Here is a 14,548-nt window from a genome sequence, read left to right as displayed (position 1 = left end):
CCGGAAGTTGGATTTGCCTGTTTTTTTATCCTTTTACCGCAACCAAGCCGCGCTCTCCAAAAGAGTACGTTAACAGAAAAATCACAAACAGCAAAAAGCTGATGATGTGGAAAAAGCTGATGTCGGAAAAGTACTGGATGAACAGTCCACCGAAAAATGGCCCTCCAAGACTCCCAATACTAAAGGCAATTCCACACATAAGGTTACCAGTCGGGAGCAGGTTTTTCGGCATCAGGTCGGTCATATAGCTGATTCCTAGCGAGAAGGTAGATCCCACAAGCATTCCTGCAATAAAGATGCATACCGCCAATGCAATAAATGTACCTTCTAGGAAACTCGCCGTCACAAAACTGAAGCAACCGAGGGAAAGAATAACAAGTAAGATATTCCGACGACCAAATTTGTCGCTCAGTATCCCGAGTGGCAGCTGAAACACTATTCCACCAATCGCGAAGGATGCAAGTAATATTGAAACACTTCCAACCTCAATCCCAGTCCGCAAAGCATAAATAGGAAAACTACCGTTCAGCGAAGCTTCCAGAAAGCCATATCCTAAAGGAGGAAGAAAAGCAATCCAACCGTATTTCCAGGCTTTGCGAAAACGTTTGATGGTCTCAAAGAAGGAATTCACTCCAAGTTCTTGTTCCGGGTGTTCATTTTTCAAGAAAAATAAGAACAACCAGCCTATCAAACAAAGAATGGAAGATACAATAAAAGGTAGTGCTTGATTAATTTCGACCAGTGGAGTCATTAATGGTCCAGTTGCAAAACCTATTCCAAAAAACACGCCGTATAGTGATATATTTCGTCCGCGTACATTTTCAGCAGAGAAGGATGTTATCCACGTTTGAGTTGCAAAGTGCAAGGCGTGGTCCCCGATTCCGATCAGCAACCGCAAAATAAACCAGAACCAAAAGCTTTGCCATAATGGGAAAAGGGCAAGAGATACAACAACCAGAAAACCACCGACCAATATAACAGGGCGGTACCCGTATTTACGTAAAGGCTGTTCCATAAATGGTGATGCAAGTAAGATTCCGATATATAAGGCAGTAGCATTCAACCCATTCAAAGTGGAGGAGACGCCACTATTTTCAAATATGACAGCAATTAATGGTAACAGCATTCCTTGGCTAAAGCCAGAAACTGCGACAATGGATACTAGGATCCAAAAACGAAAACGATTCATAAGATGCAACCTCTAAATTTTAGTATTTTGACCATCCCTAATTCTACATAATTTATGACCATTTTGGAATGGATAATACGTAGCAGACAAAAAACTGGCAGGATTATTTGCCGATTTGCTATTCTATAGGAAGAAGGAGATGACAGCCAAATGGAATTCAAAATGAAAGAAGTCGGATTCACTACGAACCTGGAATATGGTGAATTACATGTTGCAGGGGATGAGCAGTATGGTTTCCGCCCATATCAACTGATGGTATCTTCCATCGCGGTCTGCAGCGGAGGCGTGCTAAAGAGCATCCTAAAGAAAAAGCGTCTAGAAATTGAAGACATAGCCATAAAAGCAGATGTTACCCGTAATGAAGAAGAAGCGAACCGAATCGAGAAGATACATATTCATTACACGATAAAAGGACAAGACCTGGTGGAAAGCAAAATCGAGTCTGCCATCGAACTTGCCAGCAAAAACTGCCCGATGGTCCAATCTGTCAAAGGCAGCATTGAAATTGAAGAGACATTTGAATTGGTTTGAATGTATTTTGAAGCACTGTCCAGTGAGTTGGATGGTGCTTTTAATTTTTTTGAATGGGGATTGCCCTTACTAGAAGTGGTTTCAGGTAACTAATCTTTTTTCATTGGGGATAGATCTCAGAAAATGGAGCGGATTTTGCACAAAAATCAGCAAAAACACTTACTTTAATTCACTTCTAAAAGTGTTCGGTCATTTTGTGCGGTGGTTCGGACATTTACCTAGTGTATTTGCAGGTGGTTCGGACAATTGAGGGTGGGGGTTCGGTCAACTTTCCCCCACCTTTGGACACTCCAAAATTTCGTTCGGTCATTTAACGTCAATCTTCGGTCAACTTCGCCAAATCTTCGGTCAAAATTGCGAAAACTTCGGCCAAAAATCCAAAATCTTCGGACATTTAGACTCCCGAAACAAATCGAAGGAACCCCAAACCTACCAAACACTTTCCACAAGTATTTTCATAAACTAACTATTATTATAAAAAAGGAAAATTTTATACTTTATAGAATACAAAAAGACAAGGGTGCAAAAACAATGATAATTCTAAAATCAGAAAGAGAAATAGAAGCAATGGCAAAGGCTGGGAAACTTTTGGCAGCTTGTCACAGGCGGTTGGCGAAAATAATCAAACCCGGCATCACCACGATGCAAATAGACAAATATGTGGATGCATTTTTAAAAAAGAATGGGGCTAAATCAGAGCAATACGGTTACAAGGGGTATCAGTATGCTACCTGCGCCTCCATTAATGATGAGATATGTCATGGCTTCCCGAGGGAAACTCCGTTAAAGAAAGGAGATCTTGTCACGATTGACATGGTAGTAAGTCTAAACGGTGCGCTCGCTGATTCGGCCTGGACCTATGCCGTTGGTGAAGCGAGTGAAGCAACCCAAAAACTAATGAATGTGACAAAGAACTCTTTATATATTGGAATTGAACAGGCTGTTATAGGAAACCGACTTGGCGATATCGGCCATGCCATTCAGACATATGTAGAGGGAGAAGGGTATTCGGTAGTCCGTGATTTTACCGGGCACGGCATTGGCAAAAACATTCATGAAGAGCCGCAAGTGTTTCACTATGGTTCGCCTGGACGGGGTGTCCGTCTAAAAGAAGGGATGGTCATCACCATTGAACCGATGGTAAACGAAGGAACTTGGCACAGCAAAATGGATGATAATCGATGGACAGCGAGGACAGTGGATGGAAAGCTTTCTGCCCAATATGAACATACCATAGCGATCACAAAGAATGGGCCGGTGATATTGACAGAGCAATAGAAAGAGGAGATGTAATTGATAAATAGTTTGAATGATTTAACGGCCTATGAGTGGATAGAAGAAAGTACAGTAAGTGTTGATTTTGAAAATTGGAATGGTGGCAGGGTTTGCAATCCAATCCCTAATGGCTATACCCACTATTGCAAAATCATGAATTCGACCTTTTATCGAGACCAAGGCATCACAGATGAGACGCTTCTCTGGAACCAGATTCATCCGAATGATGAGTTGGAAATCGAATTAGGAGAAGGGATTACCTTGAAGAAGCTCGCTAAAAAATATGATATTCCTTACGACAAAAAAATTAGCAGTAAGGCGATTGAAAGAAAGCTGGGTGGCTGTCCAAGGTATCTAATCTATCCTGATGAAGGTCGTATCAATCTGGATATGCTGAAGGAAATAACCAAGGTATTGGCACCCTTCACAAAAGATCAATCATGTTATTTTTATTATGATATCCTAAAACTAATTGACCGGCTCCCGATTGATACAATACAAAACCCTCATCTGTACACAGGCAAACTCAACGATATCTTCCCTGTTTACAACAAGGGGGAAATGGACGGATTAGCCTCCCCTACCTATTGGTGGCCCGAAGACCGCAGCTGGTGCATGTCTACCGACTATGACCTTGATTTCACGATTTTCGGGGGAAGCAAACAATTACTCGATGCATTAATGTCTAATGATAAACTAGAATGTATAGAAGTAGATTTAGAGACACGAGTTGATAAATAATAATCAGTAGAAACCACTCACCCCGAGTGGTTTTTTAGAACCATTTTTGAAATTAAGTTTCAAAATTAAAAATAATTGTTGACACTAAATATCAGAAAATTTATACTTATCTTAATAAAAGTGTTAGGGGATAAACAATGATTATAGGCATTGATGGGGGAGGCACCAAGACTACCGGAGTGGCTGTAGACGAGGATGGCAAGATCCTGTCATTTAAAACGGTAGGTCCCTCTAACCCGAATAGTTCGACAGAAGAAACAGTTCGTTCAGAAATAAATGAGTTGTTTTCTATTTTAACAACAGGGAAAGCGCTTACAGAAAATGATGTTGTTTTTGCCGGTATTTCTGGTGTGGAAAGTGGCGGGAAAAAAGAATGGTTCATCAAGTTGTTGAGAGAGTTCACGGGACCGCTTGCTAAAATTTTTGTTGATAATGATGCTGTGACAGCACTTTATTCCGAAACAAAAGGCCAGCCTGGCATTGTATGTATCAGCGGAACAGGTTCTATCGTTTATGGAATTAATGACAAGCTAAAACGTGACCGCGTAGGTGGCTGGGGTTTCCTGATTGGCGATGGGTATAGTGGATTTGCATTAGGGAAAAAAGCATTAGAGTATACTTTTTCCGAATTCGATCGTGGTGAGTTACCTGGAGAGATGACAACTCTGATTCTTAAAAAATTCGATGTAACTACAGTTCCAGAACTGATCCCCAACATGTATGAGTTGGGGAAAAGCCGGGACCGTGTTGCCTCCATTGCTAAAATCGTGATAGACCTTGCAAATACAGGTGATGAAAGAGCCATCGAATTCCTGCATGAAGCAGCAGATTGCATGTTGAAAGATATTACTCTACTCTTTCATAAGTTATATGAACGCGAAGGAGACCACAAGCAAATACCTATCGTGTTAACAGGCGGAATCAATCAGCATGCCAAAGTAATAAAAAATTATCTACAAGAAAAAGGGTTGAAAGAGCGTTCGCCGTTTTCTTTCAAGCTGGCAGCCCAACATCCTGTGGCAGGTGCTATCTATGCTGCTCATAAGGAAATGGGAAAAAACATCAATCCTTCTTTTGTGAAAAGGTTGGAAGAAGAGTTAACAACATGGGTGAAAACGGATGTAAAAGGATGATAGAAAATGAATGGTGGACTATTACGATTACGTGAAGCATTATCAACGATCAATCCGGCGGAGAGAAATGCCGCTACTTATATTCTTGAGCACCCAGAGGAAGTTTGCACGTTATCAGTAAAAGAATTAGCTGAATAAAAGCAATTCCAGTCAAGCTGCTATCATCAGGCTTTGCAAGAAAATTGGCTTAGATGGATATAAGGAGCTGAAGCTGCGAATCGCAGGCGATGTTACGAGCATCTCGTCCAACACCCAAGAAGCATATCATGAGTTTTAAATATAATGCCGATATTCCGACATTTATGAAGACCATTAACCGAAAACAATATTAAATCTTTACGCGACACATTGGAATTACTAGATAAAGAGGAAGTAACCAAAGCAGTCGAGTTGTTACATAAAGCACATAGAATAGACTTCTACGGTGTGGCAGCATCACAGCTCATCGCGCAAGATGCTCAACAGAAATTCATGCGGATAAACAAACTTTGCACCGCATACAGCGATTCTCATCTACAAATGACTTCTGCTACAACGATGACTAAGGGTGATGTAGCTGTAGGGATATCGTATTCGGGAGAAACAACACAGACGATTGAAGCATTAAGGGAAGCGAAAAAGGCAGGAGCTGTAACAATCTCCATAACGAAATACGGAAATAATACTCTGAAGGAACTGTCCGATATTTCTTTATCCATTTCTTCCATGGAATCTTCCATTCGAAGTGCTGCAACTTCTTCTAGGATCTCGCAATTAAATGTAATAGACATATTATTCACAGCAGTTGCAGCGATTGACTTTGAACAATCAGTCGAATATTTGAAAAAATCCAGAGAAACAATCAATAAGACATACAGATAATAAGAGTTACAAAAAAAGGTGATGGTGATGATGGGATTAGAAAATTTGCAAGATTTAGTGACTGAGCAGCAGAATTTGAAAACATTAGAAATCGATCGTAAATCTACCGAAGAAATCCTCGAAGTCATCAATGAGGAAGATCAAACAGTACCCATACATATAAAAAGAGAGATACCAAGCATTTCTAAAGTGGTTGATCAAGTGGTGAAATCCTTTGAAATGGGTGGACGTCTCTTCTATGTTGGCGCAGGAACGTCCGGTAGAATAGGAATCTTGGATGCATCTGAGTGTCCTCCGACTTTTGGAACCCCCTCAGACATGGTGAAGGCGATTATTGCTGGTGGGGAAACAGCGATTTTTAAAGCAGTGGAGGGTGCAGAAGATAGTGAGGAACTTGGAGCATCTGACATGCACAGCCATGGAGTAAGGCTTCATGATGTGGTTATAGGCATCACGGCGAGCGGAAGAGCACCTTATGTAATAGGAGCGCTAAAGGAAGCGAAGAAGCTTGGAGCAAGTACAGTCTCCTTCACCTGCACAAAGGATTCCGCGCTTAATAATGTAGCAGATTACAAGATTAATATAGAGGTTGGCCCAGAAGTGATCACGGGATCAACAAGAATGAAAGCCGGTACCACCCAAAAGCTGGTTCTGAATATGATTACCACCACCTCTATGGTGAAACTGGGGAAAGTATACAACAATTTAATGGTGGATGTTCAACCGCTAAATAAAAAGCTGGTGGACAGAGCAAAAAGGATTATCCAAAATGTGACTGGCTGCACATTTGATGAAGCTAGTGAGCTTTTTGATCAATCAGAGGGTAATCCGAAAATTGCCATTATCATTTTCACCTGCCAAGTCGACAAAGACAAGGCGGCAGAGTTATTGAAAGACGCAAAGGGATTCGTTTATAAGGCTATTAAGGCTTATAATAAATAAAAAATTTCAAGGGGGAATTGGTTTGAAAAGGGGTTTAAGTTTAATGATGGTCATGTTGCTTGTAGCTGCCGTGATTCTTGGTTGCTCCAACAATTCATCGACATCATCCGATGGAAAAGACGTTGTAACAGTTTGGACATATCCTGTTCATGGTGAATATGAAGCAGAATTAGAAGAATTGATTGCTTCATTCGAAAAAGAAAACGAAGATATTAAAGTAGAATATGAAGTATTAAGTTGGGCTGAGGGTCCACAGAAGTTTGATATTGCTTTGAACTCTGGTAATCCACCGGATGTTTATTTTGGGAAACCACAAGGTAAATATGTGGATTCCGGTTTGATTGTAAATCTTAATGACAAATTGAATGTATCTCAAGATGATTATAATGAAGTGGCTTTAGACTATATGAAAATTGAAGATAATCTATATGGATTACCTATTTACATGTTCTTACATGTATGGGGTGGAAACAAACAAATGCTAGAAGCCGCTGGCGTTGACTATGAAAAGATTCAACAAGATGGCTGGACTTGGGATGAGTTTGAAGAACTAGCATCTAAAGGTGTTGGCAAGAAAGACTCTGGTGAAGATACTTACGGTTTTGTATTTCAAGGAAACAACGAAGAACTTCTTGTTCATTTAGCGATGAACAATGGACTGCCAAACCGTTACAATGCGGATGGAACAACTTGGAATGACGATAAAATTTTAGACACAATGAAATATATCTCGAACTTGGTTGATTCTGGTATCATGCCAAAAGAAACTGCGGCAGTTGACCCAGCAAAACGTATGGAATTGTTCTATAACCACCAAGCAATGTTCTTTGGGCGCGCTATCCCTTATTTCGATCCGGTAGTAGCAGCTCACAATGAAGAGATCAAAGCAGGTAAAGTGGAAGGGGAAGAAGTAGACTTCGTTCTATTGCCAATCCCTCATAACGAAGGGGAAGAGCAAGTATCATTCGGTGGTTCTGAAGGATACATGTTATTCACTCAAAAGAATGCTAAAGAAGAACACTTGAATAACAGCGTTAAAGTATTAGAACATCTAACAAGTGCAGAGGCTGGTAAAGCTGCAGCTGCATTGGCATTGCCACAAGTTCATAAAGATGCTGAAGGCAAGTTTGAAATGCCATTGGCTCCTTATAATGAAACAGCTGCAGAAGTTTTAGCTTCTAAAGTGTTACCTCCAGGAAACACAAGTGCTGAAATGGCAGCAAAAGATGATCGCTTCCGTACAGAAGTTGTCATCCCAACATTCCAAGGTCTACTAAGCGGTGAATTGACACCTGAAGAGGCGTTAGAAACGTTTAAGACCAAGGGTGAGGAAATCTTTAAGTAAGGTAGAACGTAAAGAGGAGGGGGTAACGCTCTTCCTCTTTTATTTTCAAGGAGGTGTAGACATGTCAGCGAAACCGGCAGCAGCCGCAACTACCAACAAATTTAATTTCTCCCAATTTATAAAAGATTATGGATGGTGTTATGCCTTCATAGCCGTTCCTATCATTCTCTTTTTAATGTTTACACTTTTTCCAGTAGGTTACGCCTTTATAATGAGTTTTCAAAACTATCATGTATTAGGTTCCACTTGGGTAGGGTTGGAAAACTATCAAACAATGGTGAACGATGATATCTTTTGGAAAGCGATGTGGAACACATTTATTTTCACCGTGGGCACAGTGCCTGTGAATGTTGCCATCACTTTATTTTTGGCGGTATTAATTTTTCCACGGGCAAAAAAAGCTCAAACTTTCTTCAAAGCATCGTTATATCTTCCAACGGTAGCTTCCGGGGTAACCATCGCATTAGTATGGTTCTGGATTTATGATCCAACCACTGCTGGACTTTTTAATATGTTCCTAGGACTTTTTGGTATCGATAACATCATGTGGCTCGGGCAGAGTAGTACAGCATTATTTTCTATCATGCTAATGTCTTATCTGACAGGACATGGCGCCGGTATTATTCTTTACCTCGCAGCACTTGGAGGGATTCCGAAATCTCTTTATGAGGCGGCAGATATCGACCATGCGTCTGAGTGGTCGAAATTCAGAAACATCACTTGGCCATTACTGAAGCCGACGACTTTATATCTTTTAGTAACAGGCATCATTATGAGTTTCCAGGTGTTCATGAGTATTTACCTTATGACTCAAGGTGGTCCAAACTTCGCGACTACCACCATTGCCTATTTAATTTACACACACGCATTTGAATATTATAAATTCGGTTTGGCTGCGGCAGAATCATTTGTGCTTGGTGCCGTGATTATTGTGGCTTCTGTCATTCAATTCAAAGTGATGTCATCTGATGTGGAATTTTAGGAAAGGAGGAAACACCTTTTGGAAACGACAACGGTAAGTAATCAAAACTATGCAGAAATTGCCTTGAAAAAAGAAAAAAGCAAGAAATCGTAAAAAGAAGATTTATAGTGTGATCAGTTACAGCATTTTGATTCTATGGGTAATTATCACCATCATTCCTTTATACTGGATGTTAATATCCTCCTTCCGGGATACCACCGTCAGTGTCTCATTTAAACCTGAATGGTTCCCTTCAAAAGTAACACTTGCGACGTATGTGCGATTTTTGACAGAAACCGATGCACTGCGTTGGTTATTTAATAGTATTTTCGTATCATCTGTTTTAACGTTATCAAATGTTGTTTTCTCTTCTCTAGCAGGATATGCATTTGCCAAACTGCGATTTCCGGGAAGAAACACTATTTTCTGGTTACTGCTTGGTACGATGATGATACCAGCACAGGTAACATTGATTCCGGTTTACATCATGATCGTAAATGTATTCGGGCTAGTAGATACATATTTAGCCATTATGCTCCCGATGTTTACAGTAGTGGGCAACATCTTTTTGATGAAACAATATATGTCTACACTTCCTACCACTCTTATTCAAGCCGCCCGTATCGACGGATGCAGTGAGATTGGTATTTTCAGAAAGATTATATTGCCAATATCTAAGCCGGGTGTGGCTGTATTAGCAATCTTCACGTTTGTGTCTACTTGGAATGAATTCTTTTGGCCGTTCCTTGTTACGCAATCCAGTTCCATGAGAACGATACAAGTTGGATTGGCTAGTTTTAAATTCCAAGATGCAACAGATTATGGGGCAATGATGGCAGGCTCCATGCTTGCTGCACTGCCAATGTTCATATTGTTCTTTGCATTACAGCGTTACTTCTTACAAGGAATTACAATAGGTGCAGTGAAAGGATAGGTGGAAGAAATGGCAAGTATCATTATGGAAAACATCACAAAAACCTTCGTGGACGAAAAGCGTGGCGGAACTTTCACTGCTGTAAATGATGCCAGCTTTGAGATAAAAGATAAAGAGTTCCTTGTTTTTGTAGGACCATCCGGATGTGGAAAAACGACTTCCCTCCGCATGATTGCAGGACTTGAAAGACAAACTTCAGGAAACATCTACATTGGAGATAAAGTAGTAAACAATATGCACCCAAAAGATAGAGATATCGCCATGGTGTTCCAGGACTATGCGCTTTATCCGCATATGACCATTGAACAGAACTTGGAATTTGGATTAAAAAATATGAAAACATCTAAAGAAGAAATAAAAAAGAAGGTTCAATATGCTTCCAGAATACTTGGGCTTGATGAGATGTTGGATAGAAAACCAAAAGAATTGAGCGGAGGGCAACGACAACGTGTGGCTGTAGGTAGAGCGATTGTCCGTGACCCGAAAGTGTTCCTTTTTGATGAACCTTTATCCAACTTGGATGCCAAATTGCGTGTACAAATGCGAATTGAGTTGGCAGAGTTGCATCAGAGATTAGGGGCGACCATCGTTTACGTTACCCATGATCAGGTGGAAGCAATGACACTTGGGGAACGAATTGTTGTCATGAATAAAGGGGAAGTCCAACAGATCGCTTCACCGAGAGAACTGTACCGCAACCCAGCAAACATGTTTGTGGCTGGATTCATCGGCTCACCGCCAATGAACTTTTTCGATGCAGTACTTGAAACGGCATCTACCTTACGAATTGGCGATATTATCTTCACTATTCCAGAAGGACTTGTAAAACAATATTCAGATTATGTTGGCAAAAAGGTTATCTTAGGTTTACGACCGGAAGATATTTACGATGAAGAGTTTGCGTTCACCGTTCCAACCAACAATAAAGCGGCCATAAAAGTAAAGGCGATGGAACATCTAGGTGGGGAAAACCTTGTCTACTTCTCGATTGGTGATCGCTTGATTACCGCGAAAGTACATGGTGAGAGTTTTGTCCGTCCTGGGGAAGCGAAAAACTATGTATTCAACCTAGATAAAATGCATCTGTTCGATCCTGAAACAGAGAAAAGAATATTTTAATAGACTTTAACAATAGCAATAAAGAACAGATATTAAAGGAGAGAGTGTAATGGATGGATTAACACAAATTATAAGAGTCACAGGGAGAGAATATTACAAACATATAGTTTCTATGGTCATGATCAGCCTTATAATGGTGACAGTACTTAGTCCATCCTTCTTTCTTATTAAACTGCCTTTTTCTATTGTATACGTCATGATTGTAATGGGACCTTTATTTGTGGGGGCTGCCTGGGCGGTTCAACAGTTACTGCTTGATAGAAGCACATCTGTCGTTAAGAGTTTCTTTCAAGGAGTAAAGAAATACTTTCTTCCAAGCATCGGGTATAGCTTATTTTTATCCTTTTTCGTCATCATCATAGCTGCTTCTTGGTGGCATTTTAATCAAGTGGGTGGAACGTTCGCCTTTGCATTAGCGTGCTTTCAGACTTATTTCTGCGGCATGGTTTTCTTAAGTCAAATCTATACGGTTCCTTTATTGGTGAAGTTTGAGTATTCATTGAAGGATAGTATCTTCACCAGTGTAAAACTATTGGTGAAAAATCCTTTATATACCATTCTATCATTCTTCCAAATCTTATCGGTTTTTGCTTTATTAATATTAACTGTCGTGGGCCTTTTCATTATTTTTCCTGCCCTTGCGACACTTTTCAATAATATCGTGACAAGTACGGTTATTGCTACCGAAGAGAATATCGATAGCTTGGAGACGGCAAATATTTAGGAGGAAAACATGGCCAAAGTCTTATATGGAATTGATTGTTTTGTAGAAGAAAATTCAGGTGTGTGGAGCGGGAAAAGAATTGCGCTTGTGACGAATCAAACAGGGATCACTTCTGATTTCCGCTCTACTATAGATGTGTTGAATGAGATAGAAGGAATAACCCTTCATAAACTATTTGCATGTGAACATGGTGTAAGAGGGGATGTTCAGGCGGGTGTGCATGTAGAAGATTTTATTGATGAAAAGACAGCGTTGCCTGTTTTTAGCTTATATGGTCCATCCAAAAAGGTATCTACAGAGTTGTTAGAAGATGTAGATGCCATTTTTTTTGATATTCAAGATGTTGGAGTAAGATTTTATACATATTTAGCGACAGTTAAGTACATTATGGAGGCTTGTCAGCAGACTGGAACGAAATTTGTGGTAATGGACCGTCCCAATCCCATCGCACCGCTTACGTCAGGGAATATTCTGGAGTCTGAGTATATTTCTTTTGTCGGTCCCTATTCCCTGCCAATATGCCTTGGTTTGACAATTGGGGAATATGCAAGGCTGATTCAAAAGGAATTATACCCAGAGGTTGAGCTGCATGTGTATGAAGTGAAGAATTGGAATCGGTGCATGTGGGGCGACCAATGGCAGCAGAATTGGATCCCGCCATCCCCAAACATCCCGCACTTTTCTACCACTTTGTATTATCCCGTTACATGTTTTATCGAAGGAACGAACCTTTCAGAAGGAAGAGGCACGACCAAACCGTTCGAGTGGATTGGTGCGCCATGGTTTAAGCCGGAAGAAATGATTAAGCATTTTTCAGATAAGAATGTATATGGTGTGGAACTTATTCCCGCTTATTTTACACCAAACATGAGCAAGCATGCTGGTGAACTATGTAAGGGAGTTCAACTGTTGATCACGGATCGCGGTGCTTTAGAGATTTCCAAAGTAGCATACGAACTCTTGCACTCTATCTTTTCCGTTCATGAAGAAGCAGAGTGGTTAGAACCATTTAAAGAAGGGATGCATCCTTTTGCCGACCTATTATGGGGAACGAAAAAAATCCGGATGGCAATTGACTCCCGTTTGCCGTATGCAGTGGTAGCAGAAAGCTGGGCCAAAGGATTAGAAGACTGGAAGAAACGAATAGATTCCATATTACTTTATAAATGATAGAGGAGGACTTGGAATGAAAACAATTCATGAGATGACATTGCATGAAAAAGTTGGTCAATTGTTTGTTGCGGGTTTTCACGGTACTGCCCCTTCTGAAGAGATAGTGAAATTAATAAAAGACTATCAAATTAGCGGAGTTATTTATTTTGCACGAAATGTGGAAGATCCTAAACAGGTTCATGCGCTTTCAAAAGAATTGCAAAAAGCTGCCAAGGATGCGGGAGCAGCTCCATTGTTCATTTCGATTGATCAGGAGGGAGGAATGGTTGCCCGTATAACAGATGGGGTGACGTTAAGCCCAGGGAACATGGCACTTGGCGCAGGTAGAAGTGAGGAGCTGGTGTACGAGTTAGGTGAAGTGGTAGGGAAGGAACTTCGATTACTTGGAATCAATATGAATTATGCCCCGTGCATCGATGTGAACAACAATCCTTTGAATCCTGTCATCGGCGTTCGTTCGTATGGCGAGAGCGAAGAGTTTGTTGCGAAGATGGGGGTACAAGCGGTGAAGGGATTGCAGGATGCCAATGTCTCTGCAGTTGTGAAACATTTTCCGGGTCACGGGGATACGAGTGTGGACTCTCATTTAGACCTTCCTGTGGTTCCTCATGATATAAAGAGATTAAAAGAGTTGGAACTGGTTCCTTTTTATGAAGCGTTTAAGCATGGAGTGGATGCTGTCATGGTCGCCCATGTCGCCTTTCCTTCCATAGATCCAGAGAAAGTTCCTTCGACTTTATCTCGTAAGGTTGTAACGGAATTACTCCGTGGTGAAATGGGCTATGAGGGTGTGGTTGTGACCGATTGCATGGAAATGAATGCAATTATTGATTATTTTGGAATAGAAGAAGCTGCTATCCTGGCCATCGAAGCAGGAATCGATCAAGTCCTGATCAGCCATACGTTTGAGCGTCAGACACGAGCAATTGAAGCGGTTATAAAAGCAGTGGAATTGGGCCGCATCTCATTGGAGCACATTGACGCCGCGGTCGAGAGGGTTCTTACATTGAAGGAAGCACGTAATCTTCAAGAAGGTCTTCTTGATTGGGATGATTGTGAAAGTGAAATTGGCACTGCAAGCAATGTTGAACTTGCGCAAAAAGCCAGTGAAGCGAGCATAACACTTGTAAGGGAAAGTGTTGGACTACTTCCACTTGCATCTAAAGACAAAATTCTGCTGATATCTGTAGATCCTTATGTCACCTCAGGAGCAGATGATACTTTATATCCAGAGGTCACCATTGGTAGCTTCTTAGAGGGGAAATTGCCAAAACTAACAGAAGTCATCAGTTCTGTCACTCCAGAGGAAGAAGATATAGAAAAGCTACTTCTTTTAGCTTCAGTTGTGGATAAAATAATGGTTGCGACATATCAAGCGGTTCAGCACGATTCACAAGCGGATCTTGTTAGAAGACTTGTTAAGAAATATGGGGATAAGGTAGGCGTTATCGCGTTAAGAAGTCCGTATGATGTGGATAAGTTCCCAGAGGTATCCACTTATATCCTTACTTATGAGAGCAGGAAGCTGGCCCTTAAGTCTGTTAGTAAATTCCTTTTGGGAGAAATAGAAGCAAAAGGGAAGCTGCCTATCACACTTGGAACAGCTCAGGTAAATTAACC

General features: G+C 40.9%; 16 protein-coding genes. 15 read left to right on the top strand and 1 reads right to left on the bottom strand.

The features are described from left to right. Positions 1–25: 25 nt before the first annotated feature. Positions 26–1,189 (bottom strand): MFS transporter, encoded by a 1,164-nt coding sequence (locus M313_RS0101115; protein ID WP_010191650.1) that lies wholly within the window; start codon positions 1,187–1,189, stop codon positions 26–28. Positions 1,190–1,339: 150 nt separating this feature from the next. On the opposite strand from M313_RS0101115, the gene M313_RS0101110 reads away from it, so the two are divergent. The 15 genes from M313_RS0101110 (at position 1,340) to M313_RS0101050 (ending at position 14,546) form a co-directional block, all read left to right on the top strand. Next, complete coding sequence (locus M313_RS0101110) at positions 1,340–1,720, top strand: OsmC family protein (protein ID WP_010191649.1); 381 nt, start codon at positions 1,340–1,342, stop codon at positions 1,718–1,720. Between the two features lie 531 nt (positions 1,721–2,251). Continuing rightward, the gene (gene map, locus M313_RS0101105) at positions 2,252–2,998 is read left to right on the top strand and encodes a type I methionyl aminopeptidase (RefSeq protein WP_010191648.1); all 747 of its coding nucleotides are present in this window, start codon (positions 2,252–2,254) and stop codon (positions 2,996–2,998) included. Between the two features lie 15 nt (positions 2,999–3,013). After that, positions 3,014–3,736 carry a hypothetical protein gene (locus M313_RS22325; RefSeq protein ID WP_010191647.1) on the top strand — a complete coding sequence of 241 codons (723 nt, stop codon included), beginning with the start codon at positions 3,014–3,016 and terminating at the stop codon, positions 3,734–3,736. Between the two features lie 137 nt (positions 3,737–3,873). Continuing rightward, entirely contained in the window at positions 3,874–4,869 is a 996-nt protein-coding gene (locus tag M313_RS0101095; RefSeq protein WP_010191645.1) for an N-acetylglucosamine kinase, read from the top strand. 6 nt (positions 4,870–4,875) lie between these two features. Beyond that, on the top strand, positions 4,876–5,007 hold the full coding sequence (locus tag M313_RS26555; RefSeq protein WP_010191643.1) for a hypothetical protein: 132 nt from the start codon (positions 4,876–4,878) through the stop codon (positions 5,005–5,007). Beyond that, positions 5,000–5,146 carry a hypothetical protein gene (locus M313_RS26225; RefSeq protein ID WP_326929573.1) on the top strand — a complete coding sequence of 49 codons (147 nt, stop codon included), beginning with the start codon at positions 5,000–5,002 and terminating at the stop codon, positions 5,144–5,146. Before M313_RS26555 ends, M313_RS26225 begins: the two co-directional genes overlap by 8 nt. 71 nt (positions 5,147–5,217) lie before the next feature. Then, the gene (locus M313_RS26220) at positions 5,218–5,730 is read left to right on the top strand and encodes a MurR/RpiR family transcriptional regulator (protein ID WP_234946523.1); all 513 of its coding nucleotides are present in this window, start codon (positions 5,218–5,220) and stop codon (positions 5,728–5,730) included. 30 nt (positions 5,731–5,760) lie between these two features. After that, positions 5,761–6,672, top strand: coding sequence for an N-acetylmuramic acid 6-phosphate etherase (gene murQ / locus M313_RS0101085; RefSeq protein ID WP_010191640.1), 912 nt, complete (start codon positions 5,761–5,763; stop codon positions 6,670–6,672). Positions 6,673–6,694: 22 nt separating this feature from the next. Next, positions 6,695–8,017, top strand: a complete 1,323-nt coding sequence (locus M313_RS0101080; protein ID WP_234946522.1) for an ABC transporter substrate-binding protein — start codon at positions 6,695–6,697, stop codon at positions 8,015–8,017. 61 nt (positions 8,018–8,078) lie between these two features. Further along, entirely contained in the window at positions 8,079–8,999 is a 921-nt protein-coding gene (locus M313_RS0101075; protein WP_010191638.1) for a carbohydrate ABC transporter permease, read from the top strand. A gap of 109 nt (positions 9,000–9,108) precedes the next feature. Beyond that, entirely contained in the window at positions 9,109–9,912 is an 804-nt protein-coding gene (locus tag M313_RS0101070; RefSeq protein ID WP_010191637.1) for a carbohydrate ABC transporter permease, read from the top strand. Positions 9,913–9,921: 9 nt separating this feature from the next. After that, positions 9,922–11,031, top strand: a complete 1,110-nt coding sequence (locus tag M313_RS0101065) for an ABC transporter ATP-binding protein (protein ID WP_010191636.1) — start codon at positions 9,922–9,924, stop codon at positions 11,029–11,031. A gap of 49 nt (positions 11,032–11,080) precedes the next feature. Further along, positions 11,081–11,755 (top strand): hypothetical protein, encoded by a 675-nt coding sequence (locus M313_RS0101060; protein WP_010191635.1) that lies wholly within the window; start codon positions 11,081–11,083, stop codon positions 11,753–11,755. Between the two features lie 9 nt (positions 11,756–11,764). Beyond that, positions 11,765–12,925 (top strand): exo-beta-N-acetylmuramidase NamZ family protein, encoded by a 1,161-nt coding sequence (locus tag M313_RS0101055; protein WP_010191634.1) that lies wholly within the window; start codon positions 11,765–11,767, stop codon positions 12,923–12,925. A 16-nt stretch (positions 12,926–12,941) separates the two neighbouring features. Next, complete coding sequence (locus M313_RS0101050; protein WP_010191632.1) at positions 12,942–14,546, top strand: glycoside hydrolase family 3 protein; 1,605 nt, start codon at positions 12,942–12,944, stop codon at positions 14,544–14,546. The last annotated feature ends 2 nt before the right edge of the window (positions 14,547–14,548 follow it).

The organism is Bacillus sp. m3-13, from assembly GCF_000175075.1.
Lineage (GTDB): Bacteria > Bacillota > Bacilli > Bacillales > Bacillaceae_I > Sutcliffiella_A > Sutcliffiella_A horikoshii_C.
This window is presented reverse-complemented; position numbering and strand designations above follow the sequence as displayed.